Origin of the sequence: Paenibacillus naphthalenovorans (genome assembly GCF_900099895.1) — a bacterium.
In the GTDB taxonomy this organism is placed as follows: Bacteria; Bacillota; Bacilli; order Paenibacillales; family NBRC-103111; genus Paenibacillus_G; species Paenibacillus_G naphthalenovorans.
This window is the reverse complement of record NZ_FNDY01000002.1, coordinates 82,227-103,732: the sequence shown is the minus strand read 5'-3', so window position 1 is coordinate 103,732 and position 21,506 is coordinate 82,227. Positions and strand designations below refer to the sequence as shown.

The following is a 21,506-nucleotide window of genomic DNA, read 5'->3' as shown; positions in this document are numbered from 1 at the left end:
AGGATGGGCATGCGGGTATTGCATACGGCGGATTGGCATTTCGGCAGGACATTGGAGGGAAGAAGCCGGCTGCCGGAGCAGGAGGCTTTTATCGATGAGCTGGCGGCCATCGTGAGAGATCAGCAGATTGATCTGGTGCTGGTGGCGGGGGATATTTATGATTCGGTCAATCCGCCTGCCGCCGCTGAGCAGCTGTTTTACGACGCATTGGCCCGACTCTCCGATCAGGGAAGCCGGCCGGTCTATGTCATTGCCGGAAACCATGATCATCCGGACCGGCTGGCGGCAGCCGCTCCGCTGGCGCTAAAGCTGGGCGTGACGTTGGTCGGCCTGCCGGAGGCGCGAGTATACAAGTCGGCGATCAAGCGAACGGGAGAAACGGCGATCGTCTTCGCGCTGCCTTATCCGTCCGAATCCCGTCTTCGCGAGCTGCTGTCCGATGAGGCGGAGGAAGGGCTGCTGCGATCGGCTTATTCGGCACGCGTGAAGCATATCGTGCAGGAGCAGGCGAGGCATTACCGGAAAGACACGGTCAATCTGCTGATGAGCCATTTGTACGTTCTGGGAGGCAAAGAAACCGAATCCGAACGGCCGATTCAAGTAGGCGGCGCCTACACGGTCGATACGGAAGCTTTGACGGCCGGCGCGCAGTACGTGGCGCTCGGACATCTCCACCGTCCGCAGTACATCCGCTCCGGGACGATGATTCGGTACAGCGGCTCGCCGCTGGCTTACAGCTTCTCGGAGGCGGGACAAGCCAAATCGGTAACCATTCTGGATATCAAGCCGGGTTCGGTTCCGCAGGTGGAAGAGATTTTCCTTTCCAGCGGAAGGCCTTTAGTGGAGTGGAAGGCCAAGGGAGGGCTTGCGGAGGTTCACCGGTGGTTGGATGAAGGAAAAGATCCGACGGCCTGGATCGATCTGGAAATTCATCTTCAGGAGACGATGTCGCTCGAACAAATCCACAAGCTTCGGCAGGCGAGGGACGGTTTCCTTCATATCCGGCCGGTCTATCCGGAGCTGCAGCCGGAAGCCATGGAGCCCGTTTCCGCATCCCGGCTCCCGATGGACGAGCTGTTCCGGCGCTTTTACGAGCGGCAGACCGGAGGCGCACAGCCCGAGCCGGAACTGGTCCGGCTGTTCCTGGAGCTGCTGGCTGAGGAGGACGACGCGGCGGTATAAAGCGAAAGACATATTACATGTTGGACTATAACGCGATGACCTGAAAAAACATGGGTTTGAGCGAAAAGGAGGCTTCGGCATGCGGCCGATTCATTTGCAAATCGCCGGACTTCAGAGCTATCGGGAAGCGCAGGAGATCGATTTTGCCGCGCTGACGGGCGCCGGCGTGTTCGGTATTTTCGGCCCGACGGGCAGCGGCAAATCCACCCTGCTCGATGCGATTACGCTGGCGCTGTTCGGCAAGGTGGAGCGCGCGCCCGGCGGCACGCAGGCGATCATGAATCAGGCGGAGCAGACGCTGTCCGTCTCATTTACCTTCGAGCTGGGTTCTGGTTCCGGGGCCAAGCGGTACCGGGTGGACCGCCAGTTTAAGCGCAGCGGAGAGCAGTCTATCCTGGGCAGCCTGTGCCGGCTGATCCATTACCGCGACGGCGAATCCGTCGTATTGGCCGACAAAGCGGGGGAAGTCAACCAGCACATTCAAGACATTTTAGGGTTATCGATGGCTGATTTTACCCGTGCCGTCGTGCTGCCGCAGGGGAAGTTTGCGGAATTTCTGACACTTGCCGGCAAGGACCGGCGGGCGATGCTGCAGCGATTGTTTCATCTGGAGCCTTACGGCGACAAGCTTAGCGCCAAGACCTCCGCGCGCTATAAGGAGACGGATGCCGCGCTCAAGGAGCTTCAGGCGGAGCAGCAGGGCCTGGGCGACGCTTCAGAGGCGGCGCTGGCGCAAGCGGAGGCTCGGCTGGCCGAGGCGCGCGAAGCGGCCCGCGTGCTGCGCGAGCGGCTGATCGCCTGCGAGCGACGCGCGACCGAGCTGCGCGCCGTCCGCGAGCTGCAGCGCGAACGCGCGGCGGTGGCTGCGCGTCGGGCCGCGCTAGCGGCGCAGGCGCCGCACGTGGCGGCCCTCGCCGGGCGCCTCGCGCGGGGCGCGCAGGCCGAGCGGCTGCGCCCGCTCGTGCGCCGGCTCGCCGCCGCCGAGGCGCAGCTCGCGCAGCAGCGTGCAGCCGCCGCCGCGGCCGCCGAGGCGCTCGCCGCCGCACAGGGCGCGCTGGCGCAGGCGCAGGCGGCGCAGGCCGCGGCGCGCGACGCGCTGGCTGCGCAGGAGGCGCCGCTGGCCGCGCGCCTCGAGCAGCTGCGCCAGGCGGCGGCGCTCGCGGCCGAGCTCGCGCAAAGCCGCGAGCGGCTCGCCGCACTGGCCGCCGAGGCCGAGCGCAGCAGGGCGCAGCTCGCGGGGCTGCACGCGGAGCAGGCGCGCGAGGCCGAGCTGCGCGAGAAGGCGCTGCAGCGGCAGGCGCAGCTCAAGGACGAGCTGAAGCTTGCCGAGGTGCCCAGGGCGTATCGGGATCGGCTCCAGGAGGCGCTGCAGGAAAAGCGCGAGCTCGATCGGCTCGGGAAGCAGTACGGTGAGCAGCAGGCGGAGCTGGCCCGGCGGCAGGCAGAGCTGGAACGGCTGAAGCAATCGCTGGCGGCGCTGGAGCTTACGGAGAAAGAATGGGAGAGTCGGGGAACAGTCTGGTTGGAACGGTTAGCTTCGTTACATACGGCATGTTTTCAAACCGAACAAAGGCTATCGGCGCTTCTGGGCCAAATCCCCGACGAAATCTCCAGGCTCAAGAGCATGCAAAAGCAGGCCGAGCGAACGGCCATGGCCAATGCGCTGGCGGCACATTTGCATGACGGCGAGGCTTGTCCGGTTTGCGGCTCGTCGGTTCATCCGAAGCCGGCTGTGGAGCGCGGGGAGCTGACAGCCGTACAGAGCGGGGAAGATATGCATCACACGGCCGTGGCACAGCTGGAGCGGTTGCAGGACGATGTCCGGAGAAGGCAGCTTGATCTGCGCCAGCTGCTGCATGCTCTGCAGGCGATGGAGCAGCAGTGGAATCAGGCCGTCGATGTTGAAGTACGGCAGCCCCTGTCGGAAAAGCTGTCCGCGCATCATGAGGCGGCTGCGTCGCTTTCTGCTGAATTCGCAGGAGGGACGGGCGTTTTTGCCGATGAGCTTCAACTTTTGCTGGATACGTCTGCGAATGAACTTGAGCTTGCCCGCCGGGAAGCGCAGCAGCTTCAGCATGCGCTCCAAACGCTGCTGCAGGAGAAGCGGCAGCTGGTCAAGCAGCGTCATGATCTGGACGCCAGAGAACAAACGGCACGCGGCGTCTATGAAGCAGAAGCCCAAAAAGCGGCGGAAACGCGTGATTTGCTTCAAACGCTCAGCTCCGGCTGGACAAACAGGTTTCCGGACTACAGGCCGGAGGACGTTGCGGCATTGGCAGAGCGCTTGAAGCAGCAGGAGCAGTTGGCGGATGAGCTCAAAAGCCGGTTGGACAAAAGCGTGGAATTTTTGTCGGCCAAGCAAACGCGCATGGAGCAGCTGCTGCAGGAAGTGGGTGAAGCCGAGAAGCAAGCGGTCCGGATAACTGCGGAACAGCAAGCGCTGCAGCAGCACGTTGACGCGCAGGCCGAACGGCTCTATGCCTGGGTCGGCGATGAGGATGCCGGCGGTCTGGCCTCCGAGGCGCAGACCAGGCTGAATGAGCTGCGAACGGAAGCGCAAAGGACAGCGAAGCTGCTGGAAGAAATGCAGTCCGGGTATCAAGAGTCGGCCAAGACGGAATCCGCCGTTCGTCAGGCGGCGGAATCGGCGCGGCTGGCTTTGGAAGAAGCGGAAAGGGAATGGGCCCAGCAGTCGGAAGCGGAAGGTTTCTCTACGGTTCAGGAAGTGTCGGATGCGTTGATCTCGCCTGAACAGCAGCAGCAGTGGAGTGCCGAAGTCGAAGCTCACGGCAAGCTGGAGCATCAGCTGTCAGCCCGCTTGGCTGAGCTCGATCATGAGCTGGCGGGCCGTGAGGTCACGGATGACATGTGGGAGGCGATGGAGCGGGAGCTTGGCGAATGCAAGGCTCAGGATGAAGCGGCTCTGCAAACGATGGCCAAGGCGGAGAGGGATTGGGAGGATCTGCAGGCCAAACACCGGCGCTGGCGCGAACTGGAGTCGAAGCAGACAGCCTGCCGCAGCGAGCTGGAACGGCTTGGCAAGCTTCAGAGCGTGCTTCGGGGCAACGCGTTCGTTGAATTTCTGGCGGAGGAGCAGCTGATGCATGTCAGCCGTGCGGCTTCCGAGCGATTAGGACAGCTAACCCGGCAAAGGTACGCGATTGAGGTGGACTCCGGCGGAGGCTTCGTCATGCGGGACGATGCGAATGGAGGGGTGCGCAGACCGGTGACTACGCTCTCGGGCGGCGAGACGTTCTTGACCTCGTTATCGCTTGCGCTGGCTCTTTCCATGCAAATTCAGCTCAAAGGCGAGCATCCGCTTGAGTTTTTCTTCCTTGACGAAGGTTTCGGTACGCTGGATCAGGAGCTGTTGGATACGGTCATTACGGCTCTCGAAAAACTGCATACGGACAAGCTGACGGTAGGCGTCATCAGCCACGTGCCTGAGCTGCGGGCCCGGCTTCCCAGACGGCTTGTGGTGCATCCCGCGGAGCCCGGCGGCCAAGGCAGCCGGATCTCGATGGAGATCATGTAAGGCTCCGGGATTCGGTAAACGGATCGTCTTTAGACATAAGCAGGCCTCTTCCGGCATACCTGTTGAATAGATAGAAGGACATGCATCATCTAGGGGGGACAATCATGCAGACATCTCATCGGAAGCCGGATCGGTGGCTTGGCCGTAAGGGATTCTTAGATCCCCGTTCGTTTACGGCTTCCGTATGCTGTAAAAAGGTTAAGCGTCTGCTGGCTGCAGCGCTTTGTGCCGGACTGTTATTCTCTCACGCCGAACCGATTTACGCCGATGCGATATGGGATCGATGGAAAGCGGCCGACGCTGCCGTGGCCAAAGGGAAGCCGGAGGATGCCGTACCGCATTGGGAGTTTTTGGTTCGTCACTATGCGTCGATTGGAGATTGGCAGAATGCGGCGCTGTTTTGCGGCAGACTCAATCAATATTTTGACCGGATGAAGGATTATGAGAAGGCGATTCACTACTACGAGCTGGAAAACGAGTACTGGCTCAAAGACGGAAAAGACTGGGGAGCCATCGATTTGCAGCGCGCGGAGCAAATACGTACCACCGTGGAGGCTTATATCAGCACCTCGGATACGGAAGAGTTGAAGCGGCTGGCCGCCCCGCCGGACGGACAGCTGGCGAAATTCGAGCCGGAATACGGGATTTATATCGGAATGTATACGGAACGCGACCCGCAGATGCATAATTACTACGATCGCTCAGAGACATTTTACGGGAAAAAACACGCGCTCTACCTGGTCTATACCCAGGTGGGAAAACCGTTTCCAAAACAGTATGTGACCAGGGCGAAGCAGGCGGGGGTCGCACTGCAGATCGCCTGGGAGCCGATGGACGGGCTTGATGCCGTTAAGGAAGAGACGGTCCGTCAATGGGCCCGTGAGGCAAAGGCTGCGGGCATTCCGATCTTTCTGCGTTACGCCAGCGAGATGAACGGCAATTGGGTCGTGTGGCACGGCGATCCGCAGAAATATATTCAAAGCTTCCGCATGGTTCATGACATCATGGAACAGGAAGCGCCGAATGTGGCCATGGTATGGAGTCCTGGGCAAGTGCCGATGTACTCGATAGCTCCTTATTATCCGGGAGATGCTTATGTCGATTGGGTAGGCGTCAGCCTTTACAGCGAGCCGTATGAGAACGGAGATCCCAAGCAGGGAAATATGCAGGCGACAAGCCCTGTGGAGCGGCTGGATTATTTGTACCGGACTTATGCCGGCCGGAAGCCGCTGATGATCAGTGAAACGGCCGTCTCCCATTACGCGAATCTTCCCCAGGAGTCGTTCACCGATTACGGACTGCTGAATTTGCAGCGGTTGTACGAAATTATGCCGTATAAGTATCCGCGGCTGAAGGCGATCACTTACTTTAATGTCAATCTGGAGATGAAGGAATCCAAAAACAACTATTTGCTCCGGGATAATGAAGCGATGATGAAGCTTTACAGCCGTATGATCGCTCCTCCGTATTATTTGACCAAAGTCGAGCAGGGGACCAGGCCTTCGGATCATGCCGGCCATGTGCCGTTAACCGCCCGGACGCCTATTGTCAAAAGAGCGAAAATTACGCCCTTCGTTAAAATTCCGGATGTCTATATCGGCAAGCTTGAATATTATTTAAACGGCAGGCTGCTGGATAGCCAAAGCGGACCGCCTTTCGGCATTGAGCTTAATGCGGGGGCCGTACCGGAGGGCTCCGTCTTTGAAATTGTTGTTTACAATAAGGACGGCCAAAGGAGCGGTTCAAAATCTTTCCCTTTGTCTTCCTGCGTGTCCGTGGTTGTAGACGGCAAGGATGTGAAGTTTGAGCAGCGGCCGGTCATCCGGGAAGGCTATACGTTGACGCCTCTGCGGGCGATATTGGAGTCGATGGGGGCCAAGGTGGAGTGGGATTCATCCACACGCACGGCAACCGCACGTAAGGGGAATGCGGTGGTGTCCATCCAAATCGGCAGCACCTTCGCGAACCGGAACGGGGAAACCGTGGCTCTCGAAATGCCGGCCCAATTGGTAAACGGGCATACCATGGTTCCGGCACGTTTTGTAGGCGAGGCCTTCGGCGGTGCTGTCAGCTGGGACGGCACAACGCGAACGGTGGAGATCCGAAGTGACGGTCAAGCACCGGCCGCAAAGGTCGGCACAGCCGAGGATCGGCAGGAACAGGAAACCCTTGCCGCGAATACGACGACAGAAGACAAAAAGAATTTGGGGTCGGTGGCGGTGGCTGTTTTCGGATGGTTCAAGCTGCAAGTCGCCAAAGCGTTCAAGCTGTTTAACGATGCGGCGTAGGCAAGGGTTCCCAGCTCCTTGCTCCTGCCATATCGTCGTTTTTTCATATAACACAAGGGCCGTCCCTCAGTCATCCAGTTACTCCATCAGGTTGACTTATGGGACGGCCCCTCTTATTCATCCCTATGCACCGATCTTCTTCAGTTCGGGATCTTCCAATATCGCTTTGGCAGCCAGCATAGCACTTGAGAATGCGCGCTCCGCCAGTTCCCCCTTGCCTTCACAGCCATCGCCGCAGAAATAAAACGGAACGTTCTCGATGCGATGGGGCAGCAGACGATTCCCCGAAATATTCTTTACGCTGGCAACCATCGCTTTTTTCGATACGCGTTTGACTTCCGTCGCCTCGCGCCAGCCGGGATAATATTTGTCGAACAAGGCTTCCATTTGTTTGGTCTTATTGTCCAGGTAAGCTTTGCGTTCGGCTTCGTCGACAAATTTGTCGTTCAGGTAAGCGATCCCTTGAAGCAGTTGGCCTCCGTCGGGAACCAACGTATGATCGGTTGCCGACACATCGCTGATAAACAGCTTATTGTCCATATCGCTGATATAACTGAACGGCCTGGCCACAACCTGTTTCAAGCCCACGTCGTATACCATAACCTCTGTCGCGGTATTATCCTCGTACGGAGACAGGAACGGTTCCCATGGCGTAGCCTTGAGCAGCTTGCACACTTGCTGTACAGGCATGGCGAAAACGACGCGATCGAAAGGCAGCTCCCTTTTTTTCGTTTGCAGCCAAAATTTGCGATCCGCATAACGAATGCCTTCCACGCCTTCCTGAAGGGCGATTTCCCAGCGGCCGCCCAGCTCTATTTTTTGCTTGAGCTGGTTTGTGATAACGGCCCAGCTGCCTAAAACATAATTCACCGGTTTTCCGGACAGAAACAGGTTATGGTAATACTCGCTAATGACCGCTCCGGGTACTTTTCTGGCTTCCTCCGGAGTAATGAAAAAGTTCGAGCATACGAGATGCTCCCACAATTCCTTGACATCCTCGTCAGCATCGGATTGAGCCAAATAATCCCCGAGGGTCTCGTAGTTCCGCACATGGTGAATGTTAGCGATAATCGCTGTAATCTCCCCGACAAAGCGAACCTTCTGGATGGGGTTCAACAGTTCGGTTCTCATCAAATTGACAAAATCGAGCGGAGCAGGCGTCAGCTGTCCGTTCTTGGCATACATGACTCTGCGTTTATCGACCTGCTTGGAGCTGAAGGAAAGTCCCAACTCCTTTTCCATCACGGACAAGGTATGACGATCGATGCCATAAACGGCATGTGCCCCGTAGTTTAACGTAAAGCCCGCCTTTTCATAAGTAAACGCTCTGCCTCCGAGCTGCGGACTCCGCTCGAATAAGACCCCCTCGATACCGGGGCTCTCCGATAAATATGCGGCTGCGGTCAAGCCCGCCAGACCGCCTCCAATGACAGCCACCTTCATAACATGTTCCCCTCCCCGATCCGGTTCGACCAACAACGTATCCGCCTTCTGATTTGCGCGGATTCCGGCCCAAACCGGTGCTAATTGCTGGCGCATAAGTTCCTTCAAATCATCTTCATCCTGTAAACACCACAGCATTAATGTTCCGAGATAGGCCGCCACCAGCGTTCTCGCTTTGTGCGAATCCTGCAGCCGGAGCAGTAGACATTCATACAGCAAGCGGTTTTGTTCCTCGAACGCGGCTTTGAGCGTATGGTTTTGCATCGATAAAGCAATCCAGCTCCGCATGAGTTTGGATGAATGCTGCAGATTCTCAGCCAAGCTGATAAGAAGTCCGTTGATTTGGCTTTCCAAGGCGTTCTCCGTTGCAGGCGGGCGGTTTGCCCACGCTTGAATGATGGATATCTGCTTCCTCGGAATTTCCAGAAGAATTTCGTCCTTGCTTTCAAAATAATGATAAAACGTTCCTTTGGAAGTATTTGTCGACCTGATAATATCGTCTACCGAAACTTTCTCATAACCGTGCTCGATAAACAGCTTCAAGGCGACTTCCATCATATATTCGCGTTTTTTCCGGGTTGCGGCACGCATGAATTTGTTCATGAAATCCCCACCTCGAAACGTGCTGGAAACCATTATAAATGAATTTAGACTCACGGTCTATCATTAAATTAGACTTCCAGTCTATATTTTAGCACAAAACGTTGCTTTGCAGACAATCTTCAGTATTTGTTAAATATAATAACATTACTTTAAGAAGAACCAAAAAAAGAAATATGGTACAGATTAAACGTTGTAATTTGACGTGTGTTTTTGTATTTTTACTTAAAATGATGTTCCTTTTATGTTATTATATATGACATTAAAATGTGGGCGAAGGGATGTTGGCATTCTCGCGATGGAGTTCTGGCAAGCGGGCGGAGGATACTGCTGGCACGAGCGGAAGCTGGTGGAGGAAAGCAAGCTTGCGGAATGCTTTGCGATACTGGAGAACGGGCTGCCCACGGAGCGGGATATAGCCTGTTTCGAGGCGCTGAAGGCAGCCTGGAGGCAATTTTCAATCATCAAAGACCAGATCGCGCAGTGGATGCTTGAAGGGGAGTTTGAGAAGGCTAAGCAGGCGCTGGCCAATCACGGTCGTGAACGGTTTAAGCAAGCGGTGGACCTGGTTGTGGAATGGATGGAGCATTAAGTTTAAAATAATGGAAAAAGACATGTTTACAAGCGTTGTTTTCTATTGGATTTTTGAAGTCCGATTCGTTATGATATAATGGTAAAATTACTCATGGGACGAAAAGAGGTGGACATCCATGGACTGCATTTTTTGCAAAATCGTCGAGGGCGCCATTCCATCGAAAAAAGTGTTCGAGAATGAACATGTTGTGGCTTTTCACGATATTCAGCCTGCCGCCCCCGTACATATCCTGATCATTCCCAAGAAACATATTTCTTCGATGAATGATGTGGAGTCGGAAGACTGGTATTTGCTTGGGGAAATTCATTCCGCCGCTCAGCAAATCGCCAGGGAGCAGGGGGTTGCTGAAACGGGGTATCGGCTGATCAACAACTGCGGGCCGGATAGCGGGCAAGTCGTTTTTCATATCCACTATCACCTGCTCGGAGGGGAGAAACTCGGCGCGCTGAATGCAAGGTAATACGGTTCCGAAGCTTTGCTTATCCATTGCTTTGATCAGGTTGACACCCAGTTTTGTTTTCGCCTATAATGAAGTTTGACGAATGTCTTTAGTTGTCTTGGACGGTCTGTTCGGAGGGAGGGAAAACTGGTGTCAGAAACTCGAGTTCGCAAGAACGAAACTATAGATGCTGCACTTCGTCGCTTTAAGCGTTCTATCGCTAAAGACGGCGTTTTGGCGGAGGTTAAAAAACGCAAGCATTATGAGAAGCCAAGCGTAAAGCGCAAGAAGAAGTCAGAGGCTGCTCGTAAGAGAAAGTTCTAGGAGGCTTAATCAATGAGCTTAAGCGAGAGATTAAACGATGACATGAAGCTTGCGATGAAGAGTCAAGATAAGTTTAAACTCTCCGTAATCCGTATGGTTCGTGCAGCTATCAAGAATATCGAGATAGATCAGCGTAAAACCTTAGATGACCAAGAAGTACTTGACGTCCTGAATCGTGAGATCAAACAGCGCAAAGATTCCCTCCAAGAATTTGAAAAGGCCGGTCGTGATGATTTGGCGGAAAACCTGAAGGCAGAGATTGCCGTACTGATGGAGTACATGCCGCAGCAGTTATCCGATGAAGAAGTAAAAGCCATTGTACAGCAGACCATCCAGGAAGTGGGAGCTTCTTCAAAAGCGGATATGGGTAAAGTCATGGGCGCATTAATGCCGAAGGTAAAAGGGCGGGCTGACGGCAAGCTTGTCAATCAGCTTGTCCAACAGCTATTGTCTTAACAACAACGAGGAACACTCCGTAACAGGAGTGTTTTTCTTCATTTTAGGATATTTTATGAATCAAATACGTCCCTGGCGCGTATTACCGGATAGACTGATCAATAACAGAGAAAAGGAGGTAAAGCCATGCGGGTTGGAGCCGGTGAATCAAAAAGTCAGTTTTGGCAAAGAATGGTCACCTTGATGCTGGCGTTGACGCTGATGATGCCGGTGCTGTTTATGGGCCTGCCGGATTTCAAGACCGCTCATGCGGAGACGAAGCCTCTTGCGGCACCGGTTGTCGTCATTCCGGTACACCACACGGTGGAAAACGGGCTGTACAATTTCCTGGAACGTGCGTTCCGTGAAGCGGAAGAGATGAACGCGCTTCATATCGTGCTCGACATCAACACGTTCGGAGGACGCATTGACTCGGCACAGGAAATCGGCCAGCTGATCAAGAACAGCCCTGTTCCGACCATCGCTTATATACGAGGCAAGGCGATCTCGGCCGGCAGTTATATCGCGTTAAACGCGGAGCAGATTGCTATGGAACCGGGCAGCTCGATCGGAGCGGCGGCGATTGTCGATATTACCGGTAACGAGATTGAGGATACGAAAGCCATCTCTACCTGGTCCGGACTCATGAAAGGCGCGGCCGAAATGCGCGGGCGCAATTCGCAAATTGCCGAAGCGATGGTAGATAAGAATGTCGGCGTGATAATGCCCGAAATCGGCAGGACCGTGCCGAAGGGCGAAATCGTTACTTTGACTTCACAGGAAGCGTTAAAGGTCGGATATGCGGAAACCATTGCAGCAAGTCTGGATGAGGTCGTCAAGTTTATCGGCGGAGAGAATCATCCGCTGATTACGATGGAGCTTACTGTGGCTGAAAGAATAGCCCGCTTTGTGACCGAGCCGTGGGTGGCCACTCTGCTGCTGCTGATCGGCATTGCTGGGGTTGCGGTCGAGATTTTCGTACCGGGGTTTGGCCTTCCTGGTATATTGGGAGTGCTCGGCTTCGGATTGTACTTTTTCGGCCATTACATCGCGGGTTTCGCAGGGGCTGAGGATATCGCTCTGTTTGTGGCTGGCATCATTTTGCTTTTTCTGGAAATTTTCGTTTCAAGCTTTGGCATTCTGGGTATCCTTGGAGCGCTCTGTTTGTTCAGCGGAGTGGTTTTGTCTGCCTATAATAAGCAAATGGCCGCGTGGAGCCTTGGGATCGCTTTTGTATTGGCGGTTGTGATTGTGGTCATTGTGATCCGGATATTCAGGCACCGGGGCGTTTGGAACCGGTTCATCCTGAGTGAGAAGCTGACTGCGGAGGAAGGATACGTTTCCGCTTCGTCCCGCAAGGAATTGCTTGGCCAAACCGGTCATGCGCTTACGCCGCTGCGGCCTGCCGGAACGGCGGTTTTCGGCGAGGAGCGTGTGGACGTGGTCACGTCGGGCGATTTTATTCCGGCCGGACGGACAGTCAAGGTCATTCAGGTCGACGGTTCGCGAATCGTTGTTAAAGAGATGAAAGAATGATTGAAAATTGGAGATAGGATGGTGCTTGTATGGATACTACCCTGATTACGTTCTTATTGCTTGCGGCGGTTGCGATCATCGTGCTGTCGGTGTTTTTCACCTTTGTCCCGGTGATGCTGTGGATTTCGGCACTCGCTTCCGGCGTGCGGATCGGCATTATTACGCTTGTGGCCATGCGCCTTCGCCGCGTTATTCCGAGCCGGATCGTCAACCCGATGATTAAAGCGACCAAAGCCGGTTTGGATTTAACGATTAATCAGCTGGAGAGCCACTTCTTGGCGGGCGGTAACGTAGATCGCGTCGTGAATGCGCTTATTGCGGCGCACCGCGCCAACATTCATTTGGAGTTTGCACGGGCGGCTGCGATTGATCTGGCGGGCCGGGATGTCCTGCAGGCGGTACAAATGAGCGTCAACCCGCGTGTGATTGAAACGCCTACGGTTTCTGCCGTAGCCAAAGACGGTATTGAAGTGAAGGTTATTGCAAGAGTAACGGTTAGGGCCAACATCGACCGGCTTGTCGGGGGAGCCGGGGAAGAGACGATCATCGCCCGCGTAGGCGAGGGGATCGTTACTACAGTCGGTTCCAGCAATTCGCATAAGGACGTGCTTGAAAACCCGGATTTGATTTCGCGTACGGTATTGGGCAAAGGGTTGGATGCCGGTACGGCTTTTGAGATTTTATCCATCGATATTGCCGATGTGGACGTGGGCAAAAACATTGGCGCCCAGCTGCAAACGGAGCAGGCGGAAGCCGACAAGCAGATCGCGCAAGCCAAAGCGGAAGAGCGCCGAGCGATGGCCGTTGCTTTGGAGCAGGAAATGAACGCGCGCGTCGTCGAGATGAAGGCTAAAGTGGTTGAAGCCGAATCTCAGGTTCCTCAGGCGATGGCCGATGCGCTTCGCGAAGGCAAGATCGGCGTGATGGATTATATGAACCTGAAAAACATCGAAGCCGATACCCAAATGCGCGCCGGTCTTGGAAAAATGAACAACCCGGATAAGAACAGCGGGGATGCTTAAGCGTCTTCCGTTCGGAAAGGCGGGATATAATCGTGGGTTTAATCGAATTCATTCTCGACAACTGGTTCATTCTGGTGATTATTTATATTGGACTAAGCACGTTTATGAAAACCAAACGGGGCGGGGATGAACCAAAGGATCAGCCGGGCCGGCCTGCGAGGCCGGTTCCCCAGGGTATGCCTCCGTTCGGCGGGGACGGGCCCGGCCGGGCTAAACACGTTCAAGGGCGGCAGGAGCCCAAGGCTGTTCCGGCTCCGGAGGCCAGAGCGGCTGCTGCTCCGGAACCCCGTCAGGAGCCTGCCAGAGCTCAAGCTCCGCGGCCCAGACCTGCGCAGCGAACGCCGGCATCCGGGTTCCCGGGGTCTTCCGTACCGGTGCAAAGTCCCGTGAAGGCCTCATTCCGTGCTACGTCTGAAGATTTGGCGCGCGGCGTGCTGTGGGCCGAGATTTTGGGTCCGTCGCGAGCCAAACGTCCTTATCGGCGGTGAAGCTCAAGAAGCACCGTATCACTGATCTGTTGATCAGCGGTACGGTGCTTTTTTGTTGGCGGTGGACGATATCCGGGAGCGATAAGCCAGTTCAACGGGCATATTTTCAAATCCCGGGCATATGGTGTAATTAGCCGTGTTCTGGCTTTTGGATGCCCGAAGGGCAGCTTACGGAGGAGGTAACGTATGCGCAGATTGACACGCAGATTCAATCAATGGACCGCCAAACTGCTCGACCTGCCTCAGGACGTGGTGATGGACTTGCCCCGCATGACGATGATCGGAAACGTACAGCTGTACATTGAGAATCACCGGGGTGTTCTGCATTTCTCAAGCGACTTGCTTACGCTGGCTTTGACGAAAGGCCGGATTGAGGTATACGGATCACAGCTTGTTATCCGGGCGATCTTGTCGGAGGAAGTGTTTATTGAAGGCGTCATTCGAGATATCAAATACATTCCATAGCCTGGAAAGGGGAAGTCGACCGTGAAATCATCGTTTATCCATCGACTGCGCGGTTATGTTTTGATCGAAGTAAGAGGCCGGCAGTTGGAAGAACTGATCAATCGCATGGCGGTCATGCAAATGTCCGTCTGGGACATTCATTATTCGGCGGAGCAGCAGGCCAAGATGTTCGTAACGATTCCCGACTTCTTCAGGCTTAGGCCGCTGTTGAAAGAGACAGGCTCCCGGATCCGAATCAAGGAAAGGCATGGGCTGCCTTTTTGGCTGGACAAGCTGGAGAAGCGCAAGTTTTTTGCTTTAGGGCTGCTCGGCTTCTTTATCGGCATCTATCTGCTTTCTTCCGTCGTATGGCAGATTCGGGTAGAAGGCAATGAAACGATTGAAACCGAAAGGATTTTGCAGGCGGCAGAGCGGGAAGGAATCCATAAGCTGCAGTGGAAATTCAGGCTGAAAGAGCCGGAGGCGCTGTCCAGATCGCTGCTGAGCCAACTGCCTGGCATCGCTTGGGTCGGGGTGGAGGTCCGAGGCACCCATGTGATCATTAAAATTGTTGAGGCTACGATTCCTGAGACGCCGCAGCTGCTTAGCCCGCGTCATCTGGTCGCGTCCAAAAATGCGATGGTCACCGAAATATTTGCGGAAAAAGGCAAACCCGTCGTGAAGCCCAATGCTTATGTGCGCAAAGGAGATATTCTGATCTCCGGTATTCTGGGGGATGAGGCGCATCAGCAAACGGTTGTCGCCCAGGGCAAGGTAAAGGGGCTGGTATGGTACAAGCCTGCTGTCGAGGTACCGCTTGTCTGGCAGTACAAAACGTACACGGGAGAAAGCAAAACCCGTTCCTTTCTCGTTATCGGCAGCCGCGGTGTGCAGATGAGCGGTTACGGCAAAATTCCGTTCGAACAGCATGAAACGCTGCCCGAACAAAAAATGCTGACTTGGCGAAATTATACGCTTCCGATCGGTTGGCTACGCGAAAAAATCATGGAAGTGAGGCTGGAACAACGGCAGGTTGATCCGAAGGAAGCATCGGCTATCGGACTCGAGCAGGCCAGAGGGCAAATTTTGGCCGCCGCAGGCAAAGAATCTCGAATTCTATCCGAAAAAATTTTGCATGAAAAGACGGAGAGTGGTAAAGTTTATATGGAAATACTTTTTGAAGTAGAAGAATCGATTGCTGTTGAACAGCCGATCGTGCCATAACTCTATAGACGCAGACGTTTTCGGAAGTACAATATTCCGAAAACCCGGAGGAGAGATAAAACCTGTTGACAGACCAAGCAACCGTGAAAGTGGCACTAAAAAATACGGCCGAAGGACTCGCCTTGTTCGGGCCGCAGGACAAATTCTTACAACTGATTGAAAAGGAAATGCCGGCTCGGATCTTTACGCGTGAAGAAGAAATTGTAGTGCAGGGTTCAGTCGAGGTAACGGCTCGTTTGGAGCATTTGTTCACCGTACTGCTTACGCTGATACGCAACCAATACACGTTGACTGAACGTGATGTGAATTATGCGATGGACCTCGCCAAAGAGATGAAAGCAGACCAGCTGCTGGATTTGTTCAAGGGCGAAATCGCCGTTACGCATAAAGGGAAACCGATCCGGGTAAAAACCATTGGCCAAAAACAATACGTGGATGAAATCAGGAAGAAGGATATCGTCTTCGGTATCGGTCCGGCTGGAACGGGGAAAACGTATATTGCCGTCGTTCTTGCCGTCGCGGCGCTGAAGGAAGGTAAAATCAAGCGGATCGTCCTCACCCGTCCTGCGGTGGAAGCAGGAGAAAGCCTGGGCTTTTTGCCGGGAGATCTTCAGGAAAAGGTTGACCCTTATTTACGGCCATTGTATGATGCTCTTAATGATGTCTTGGGTCCTGAGCAGGTCGCGAAAACAATGGAGCGCGGATTGATCGAGATCGCACCGCTCGCTTATATGCGCGGAAGAACGCTGGACGATTCGTTTATCATATTGGACGAAGCGCAAAATACGACCCCGGAACAGATGAAGATGTTTTTGACCCGCCTGGGCTTCGGCTCCAAGATGGTGATCACCGGTGACGTCACCCAGATCGATTTGCCTCGGGGTAAATCATCCGGGCTTGTGGAAGCGCAGCGTATTCTGCGGTCGATCGAAGAAATCGGCTTTATCTCATTTGATGAACAGGACGTAGTGAGACACTCATTGGTGCAAAAAATCATCGTAGCCTATAATGAGGATAAAGAAGGCTGAGAAAGGGCTGACCTTTCGTCATGAAAAACCTCGTTTCCATTCCAGGCAAACTTCAATATCGGCTTACCGGTTGGAGACACAGCGCCGTAGTGCGCTTTCTTCTGTTTGTCTTGCTTGCGCTTGTGTTTTATTTAACGATGTTCCATCAAGTCGTGCCTCAAACCTATGATATTACATTAAATTCCATTGCGGAGAAAGATATTCTCGCAACCAGAGCAATCAAGAACAACGCAGCCACCGAACAAGCAAGAGAAGAAGCCGCACAGCGCGTGCAGCCGGTCTACACCATTGTGCCGCTCAGAAACGAACTTGTCGTAGGAGCGATTTTTGAAAAGCTGCAGCAGATCAACAGTGATACGGATGTGTCCCAGACGGATAAGGTCAGCATTTATAAGACGGTCATTCCAACCTTGATCCAGGACCATCTTGATCGCCAATTAATGAACTATATGAACAGCGGTCAATACAGCGACCAGTTGTTTACGGAGATGAACAAGAGCTTCCGTGAGCAGCAGTATCGGATACCGGAGGAAGCGTTTTATAAAATTCCAAGGTTGTCCGCAGAGGATCTGACTGCGATGGAGCCTGTAGCCAAAGAGATCGTAAGCAAGCTGATGAACGATCAGATTTTGGATGCGCAGGCGGCCCGCGTAAAGGTTCCTGAGCTGGTGAACGCTTCGACCTTAACGAAGAGCCTGACGCGCGAACTGGTGCAGGAGCTTGTCCGGGCTGCACTGACGCCCAATAAATTTTACGACCAGAAGGGGACAGAAGAGGCCAGGGCCCACGCGCGCGATAACGTAAAGGAAATATATATAAACAAAAATGAGGTACTGGTATCCAAGGGTGAAAAAATTACGGAGGAAGTATACAACCGTCTTGCCGAGCTTGAATTGCTTAAGGATGATACCAGCTCATGGCCGAATATAGGGCTTCTATTATTTGTTATTTTATGCTGCCTCGTCCTTTTCATGTATGTCCGCCAAAGCACCCTTCCGGTAAAGCATAACAACGTTCAGCTGCTGATGCTGATCTTGATTATCATTCTGACGCTGGGATTTATGAAAGTGTTCTCTATGGCGCAAAGCCTGGACTTCCCTTTTATCGGTTATTTGGCGCCGACCGCGATGGGAGCCATATTGATCACAATTTTGCTTAACGCTCAGCTAGCCTTTATCTCGTCGGTCCTGTTCAGTGTCATCGCCAGCGTCGTCTTTAACTCGGATCAGCTGTTTCCGTTCGATTTCAAATATGGCTTGCTGACGCTGACCTGCTCCTTTGCCGCGATTTTCTCCATCCAAAGAGCCAGCCGGCGTTCCTCAATCCTGAGGGCGGGCTTCATGGTCTCGTTATTCGGTCTTGTGCTTGTTGCGTCGCTGCTGATGCTGGATGATGATATCACGCAAAAAGACGCGCTTTTTGCTGCTTCTTTTGTGGTTGGCGGGGGCTTGTTAACGGCGGTTCTCGTCATCGGCCTGCTTCCGTTCTTTGAAATGGCGTTCGGCATTCTGTCGCCGTTGAAGCTCGTGGAGCTGTCGAACCCGAATCACCCGCTGCTGCGGAAGCTGCTTACCGAGACGCCGGGAACCTATCACCACAGTGTTATGGTCGGCAATCTGTCCGAAGCTGCGGCGGAGGCGATCGGAGCGGATGGTTTGCTCTGCCGGGTGGGAGCCTATTATCACGATATCGGCAAGACCAAGCGTCCGAGTTACTTTATCGAGAATCAGACGAACATTGAAAATCCGCACGACAAAATCGATCCTGCGCTCAGTAAATCAATTATCGTAGCGCATGCCCGGGACGGCGTCGAAATGCTGAAGGAATATAACATCCCTAAGCCGATTCGCGATATTGCGGAACAGCATCACGGTACGACGCTGCTGCAATATTTTTATCACAAGGCGAAGAAGCAGGCGGAAGAGAAGGGTGAAAAGCCGCCGGAGGAAAGCGAGTACCGGTATCCCGGTCCCAATGCGCAGACGAAGGAAACAGCGATTGTTGGCATTGCCGATTGTGTGGAAGCCGCCGTCCGGTCTTTGCGTAACCCGACCGTGGAGCAGATTGATACGATGGTTCGTAAAATTATTAAAAGCCGCCTGGATGATGGACAATACAATGAATGCGATTTGACGATTAAAGAGCTGGACCAGATTGCCAAGACGCTGAACGAAGCTTTGCTGGGCATCTTTCATTCAAGAATCGAATACCCGACCGAAATGCCGTCTCAAAAGGCGGATTCGGCAAGAAAGAATACGGACAAGACAGATGAGGTGAAGCCATGAGCCTTACGCTTTCATGGAACAATGAACAAGAGCAGTATGAGATTACGCATGCCCTGATTGAAAAGCTGGAGGAACTGCTCCGGTTGGCAGGCACCCTGGAACAGGTGACGGACGGCGAAGTGGCGCTGACGTTTACGGACGACGCTGCCATACAGGAGCTGAATAAGCAATACCGCGGCTTGGATAAACCGACCGATGTCCTGTCATTCTCCATGCAGGAAATGGGCGACGAGGAAATGGAAATCATCTACGGAGATGAGGATGACGCATTTGAGGACGATCCGGCAAAGAACAGGGGCGACGAAGACGAGGGCTTTGAAGAGCCTCTCGGCGATATCATCATCTCGGTGCCCCGGGCTGTGGAACAAGCTGCCGACTATGGTCATTCCATCGATCGGGAGATCGGCTTCCTGTTCGTGCATGGATTCCTTCATTTGATCGGATACGACCATCAGGTCGAGGAAGAAGAGCGGGTCATGTTCGGCAAGCAAGAGCAGATTTTGCAGCAGGCGGGTCTAACGCGGTGAAGCAGCCGGTCAAATGGCATCGCAGCTTCCGTTACGCTTATGAAGGAATCAAATATGCTCTGGCCACCCAACGGAATATGAAATTTCATTTTTTCGCGGGACTCGCTGCGTTAGTACTGGCGTTGTTTTTTAAGCTTTCCAAAACAGACATATTGTTCATTCTGTTGGCCGTGACGCTCATGTTCATGACGGAGCTGATCAATACCGCCGTGGAAAAAACGGTCGATTTGGCTATGCCGGAGCTTCATCCGTTAGCCAAAATCGCAAAAGATGTAGCTGCAGCCTCCGTATTGGTGACTGCAGCTTTTGCCGCTGTTACAGGCATGATTGTGTTCTACGAGCCATTGGACCGGTTATTGCGGACGGCCCGCGCGGCGGAAGGGCATGCTTTGACCGCAGCCAGCGTGTGGATCTTGCTTGCTCTGGTTGTCCTTACGGCGATCGTAGCGCAGACCCGCTTCTCGGATAAAGGAGTTTGGGTCAAACCGAGCCTCCTGACATCGGTTGCATTTGCCATCGCCAGCTTGATTGCCGTCAGAGTGCAGGACACACTGGCGGTGCTGCTCGGATTTTTACTCGCCGGCGTGCTTTTGCTGGCCCTGTACGACAAACGGAAGCGAAGCTTCGGTTCGCTGATTCTCGGTGCGCTGCTCGGAAGCTTTATTACAATATTGTCTTTTTACCTGTTTTCTATATAATGGGCGATCTCTGCCCGTAAAGGAGTGCTTCGCATGGATAAAACCGAATTGATCGCTCAAGCTAAAGAAGCACGGGAGAAAGCTTACGCTCCTTATTCGCAGTTTAAAGTGGGCAGTGCGCTGCTGGACGCCAAAGGGAGGGTGCATCTCGGATGCAACATTGAGAACGCCGCCTACGGACCGACGAACTGTGCCGAGCGTACGGCTTTGTTTCGTGCCATTGCGGACGGGGAGCTCCCCGGCACTTTCCTGGCGATGGCTGTCATCGGCGATACGGAACAGCCGATCGCTCCTTGCGGCGTATGCCGTCAAGTGCTCGTAGAGCTGTGCCGTCCGGATATGCCGGTGTACCTTGCCAATTTGCGCGGGGATATCAATGTAACGACGGTTGGCGCGCTGCTCCCGGGCGCATTTACATCATATGATTTGGACGGAGGAACCACTGACTGATGTCTTATTCCGATAAAGAAAAGCAACCCAAGTTTAAATCCGGTTTTGTCGCCATCATCGGCAGGCCGAATGTCGGCAAATCCACGCTCATGAATCAGGTCATCGGCCAGAAAATCGCCATTATGTCCGATAAACCGCAAACCACCCGGAACAAGATTCATGGGGTGTATACGACTGATGAAGCCCAGATCGTCTTTTTGGATACGCCGGGTATTCATAAATCGCAGTCGAAGTTGGGGGACTACATGGTGAAAGCAGCGGAAAGCGCCCTTAGCGAAGTCGATGCCATTTTGTTTTTGGTCGATGTCGCAGAAGGTCTCGGCGGAGGGGATCGGTACATTATCGAGCAGTTGAAGAAAGTAAAGACGCCGGTGCTGCTGGTCATGAATAAGATCGATCAAGTCCACCCTGAAGCTCTGCTGCCGGTCATTACCACATATAAGGACTTGTATCCCTTTGCCGAGATTGTACCGATCTCAGCCATGCATGGAAATAATGTGAGCACGCTGCTCGATCAGGTAATCAAGTATTTGCCGGAAGGACCACAGTATTATCCCGCGGATCAAGTCACGGACCACCCGGAACAGTTTGTTTGCGCGGAGCTGATCCGGGAAAAAATATTACACTTGACGCGGGAGGAGGTTCCGCATTCGATCGCTGTGTCGATAGAAGATATGAAGTTGGAAGAAAATGGCGTTGTGCATATTTCCGCCGTGATTTATGTCGAACGGGATTCACAAAAGGGAATTATTATCGGAAAAAAAGGTGCGCTGCTCAAAGAGGTGGGCCAAAAAGCCCGCGCTGACATCGAAGCGCTGCTGGGATCCAAAACCTTCCTTGAGCTTTGGGTAAAGGTAAAGAAAGACTGGCGCAACCAGGAGCGGGTACTGCGGGATCTCGGTTTCCGCCACGAATAGGCTCTTGCTTATTTTCAAAGAATTCTGCAGCGTTTAATGCAAATCA

At 53.8% G+C, this 21,506-nt stretch carries 19 protein-coding genes; 18 read left to right on the top strand and 1 reads right to left on the bottom strand.

Annotated features, from left to right (window positions below):
- Positions 1-9: 9 nt before the first annotated feature.
- The 3 genes from BLT35_RS03030 to BLT35_RS03020 all read left to right on the top strand — a co-directional run bounded on the left by BLT35_RS03030 (position 10) and on the right by BLT35_RS03020 (position 7,005).
- On the top strand, positions 10-1,182 hold the full coding sequence (locus BLT35_RS03030) for an exonuclease SbcCD subunit D (protein WP_062407543.1): 1,173 nt from the start codon (positions 10-12) through the stop codon (positions 1,180-1,182).
- A 79-nt stretch (positions 1,183-1,261) separates the two neighbouring features.
- Positions 1,262-4,717 carry an AAA family ATPase gene (locus tag BLT35_RS03025; RefSeq protein WP_074726979.1) on the top strand — a complete coding sequence of 1,152 codons (3,456 nt, stop codon included), beginning with the start codon at positions 1,262-1,264 and terminating at the stop codon, positions 4,715-4,717.
- Positions 4,718-4,821: 104 nt separating this feature from the next.
- Positions 4,822-7,005, top strand: a complete 2,184-nt coding sequence (locus BLT35_RS03020) for a stalk domain-containing protein (protein WP_083351160.1) — start codon at positions 4,822-4,824, stop codon at positions 7,003-7,005.
- 123 nt (positions 7,006-7,128) lie between these two features.
- Here the strand turns inward: BLT35_RS03020 and BLT35_RS03015 are convergent, their stop codons facing one another.
- Positions 7,129-9,051 (bottom strand): FAD-dependent oxidoreductase, encoded by a 1,923-nt coding sequence (locus BLT35_RS03015; protein ID WP_062407549.1) that lies wholly within the window; start codon positions 9,049-9,051, stop codon positions 7,129-7,131.
- A 253-nt stretch (positions 9,052-9,304) separates the two neighbouring features.
- Here BLT35_RS03015 and BLT35_RS03010 point away from each other — a divergent pair, with 253 nt between their 5' ends.
- From BLT35_RS03010 to era, 15 genes are all read left to right on the top strand, one after another.
- Complete coding sequence (locus BLT35_RS03010) at positions 9,305-9,640, top strand: MCP four helix bundle domain-containing protein (RefSeq protein ID WP_175471916.1); 336 nt, start codon at positions 9,305-9,307, stop codon at positions 9,638-9,640.
- Between the two features lie 118 nt (positions 9,641-9,758).
- Positions 9,759-10,103, top strand: a complete 345-nt coding sequence (locus BLT35_RS03005; RefSeq protein WP_062407552.1) for a histidine triad nucleotide-binding protein — start codon at positions 9,759-9,761, stop codon at positions 10,101-10,103.
- Between the two features lie 129 nt (positions 10,104-10,232).
- The gene (gene rpsU, locus BLT35_RS03000; RefSeq protein ID WP_010491812.1) at positions 10,233-10,406 is read left to right on the top strand and encodes a 30S ribosomal protein S21; all 174 of its coding nucleotides are present in this window, start codon (positions 10,233-10,235) and stop codon (positions 10,404-10,406) included.
- Positions 10,407-10,418: 12 nt separating this feature from the next.
- Positions 10,419-10,862, top strand: coding sequence for a GatB/YqeY domain-containing protein (locus BLT35_RS02995; RefSeq protein WP_054820180.1), 444 nt, complete (start codon positions 10,419-10,421; stop codon positions 10,860-10,862).
- Positions 10,863-10,988: 126 nt separating this feature from the next.
- Complete coding sequence (locus BLT35_RS02990; protein ID WP_254777501.1) at positions 10,989-12,377, top strand: NfeD family protein; 1,389 nt, start codon at positions 10,989-10,991, stop codon at positions 12,375-12,377.
- A 29-nt stretch (positions 12,378-12,406) separates the two neighbouring features.
- On the top strand, positions 12,407-13,399 hold the full coding sequence (gene floA, locus BLT35_RS02985) for a flotillin-like protein FloA (protein ID WP_062407554.1): 993 nt from the start codon (positions 12,407-12,409) through the stop codon (positions 13,397-13,399).
- A 32-nt stretch (positions 13,400-13,431) separates the two neighbouring features.
- Positions 13,432-13,887, top strand: coding sequence for a hypothetical protein (locus BLT35_RS02980; protein ID WP_062407556.1), 456 nt, complete (start codon positions 13,432-13,434; stop codon positions 13,885-13,887).
- A 186-nt stretch (positions 13,888-14,073) separates the two neighbouring features.
- Positions 14,074-14,352, top strand: coding sequence for a sporulation protein YqfC (yqfC, locus tag BLT35_RS02975; protein ID WP_054819392.1), 279 nt, complete (start codon positions 14,074-14,076; stop codon positions 14,350-14,352).
- A gap of 21 nt (positions 14,353-14,373) precedes the next feature.
- Positions 14,374-15,555 carry a sporulation protein YqfD gene (yqfD, locus tag BLT35_RS02970; RefSeq protein WP_074726978.1) on the top strand — a complete coding sequence of 394 codons (1,182 nt, stop codon included), beginning with the start codon at positions 14,374-14,376 and terminating at the stop codon, positions 15,553-15,555.
- A 65-nt stretch (positions 15,556-15,620) separates the two neighbouring features.
- A complete protein-coding gene (locus BLT35_RS02965; protein WP_074726977.1) occupies positions 15,621-16,583 on the top strand; it encodes a PhoH family protein in 963 nt (320 codons plus the stop codon).
- Positions 16,584-16,603: 20 nt separating this feature from the next.
- Complete coding sequence (locus BLT35_RS02960) at positions 16,604-18,868, top strand: HD family phosphohydrolase (RefSeq protein ID WP_062407561.1); 2,265 nt, start codon at positions 16,604-16,606, stop codon at positions 18,866-18,868.
- Positions 18,865-19,395 (top strand): rRNA maturation RNase YbeY, encoded by a 531-nt coding sequence (gene ybeY / locus BLT35_RS02955; protein ID WP_074726976.1) that lies wholly within the window; start codon positions 18,865-18,867, stop codon positions 19,393-19,395. Before BLT35_RS02960 ends, ybeY begins: the two co-directional genes overlap by 4 nt.
- The gene (locus BLT35_RS02950; RefSeq protein WP_074726975.1) at positions 19,392-20,093 is read left to right on the top strand and encodes a diacylglycerol kinase family protein; all 702 of its coding nucleotides are present in this window, start codon (positions 19,392-19,394) and stop codon (positions 20,091-20,093) included. The genes ybeY and BLT35_RS02950 overlap by 4 nt, the downstream gene beginning before the upstream one ends.
- 33 nt (positions 20,094-20,126) lie before the next feature.
- Positions 20,127-20,543 (top strand): cytidine deaminase, encoded by a 417-nt coding sequence (locus BLT35_RS02945; protein WP_062407567.1) that lies wholly within the window; start codon positions 20,127-20,129, stop codon positions 20,541-20,543.
- Positions 20,543-21,460, top strand: coding sequence for a GTPase Era (era, locus tag BLT35_RS02940; RefSeq protein WP_062407569.1), 918 nt, complete (start codon positions 20,543-20,545; stop codon positions 21,458-21,460). The genes BLT35_RS02945 and era overlap by 1 nt, the downstream gene beginning before the upstream one ends.
- Positions 21,461-21,506: the final 46 nt, after the last annotated feature.

Coding starts and splice junctions, on each gene's coding strand:
- BLT35_RS03030 (WP_062407543.1), top strand. CDS start 10: ATGCGGGTATTGCATACGGCGGATTGGCATTTCGGCAGGACATTGGAG.
- BLT35_RS03025 (WP_074726979.1), top strand. CDS start 1,262: ATGCGGCCGATTCATTTGCAAATCGCCGGACTTCAGAGCTATCGGGAA.
- BLT35_RS03020 (WP_083351160.1), top strand. CDS start 4,822: ATGCAGACATCTCATCGGAAGCCGGATCGGTGGCTTGGCCGTAAGGGA.
- BLT35_RS03015 (WP_062407549.1), bottom strand. CDS start 9,051: ATGAACAAATTCATGCGTGCCGCAACCCGGAAAAAACGCGAATATATG.
- BLT35_RS03010 (WP_175471916.1), top strand. CDS start 9,305: ATGACATTAAAATGTGGGCGAAGGGATGTTGGCATTCTCGCGATGGAG.
- BLT35_RS03005 (WP_062407552.1), top strand. CDS start 9,759: ATGGACTGCATTTTTTGCAAAATCGTCGAGGGCGCCATTCCATCGAAA.
- BLT35_RS02995 (WP_054820180.1), top strand. CDS start 10,419: ATGAGCTTAAGCGAGAGATTAAACGATGACATGAAGCTTGCGATGAAG.
- BLT35_RS02990 (WP_254777501.1), top strand. CDS start 10,989: ATGCGGGTTGGAGCCGGTGAATCAAAAAGTCAGTTTTGGCAAAGAATG.
- floA (WP_062407554.1), top strand. CDS start 12,407: ATGGATACTACCCTGATTACGTTCTTATTGCTTGCGGCGGTTGCGATC.
- yqfC (WP_054819392.1), top strand. CDS start 14,074: ATGCGCAGATTGACACGCAGATTCAATCAATGGACCGCCAAACTGCTC.
- BLT35_RS02960 (WP_062407561.1), top strand. CDS start 16,604: ATGAAAAACCTCGTTTCCATTCCAGGCAAACTTCAATATCGGCTTACC.
- ybeY (WP_074726976.1), top strand. CDS start 18,865: ATGAGCCTTACGCTTTCATGGAACAATGAACAAGAGCAGTATGAGATT.
- BLT35_RS02945 (WP_062407567.1), top strand. CDS start 20,127: ATGGATAAAACCGAATTGATCGCTCAAGCTAAAGAAGCACGGGAGAAA.
- era (WP_062407569.1), top strand. CDS start 20,543: ATGTCTTATTCCGATAAAGAAAAGCAACCCAAGTTTAAATCCGGTTTT.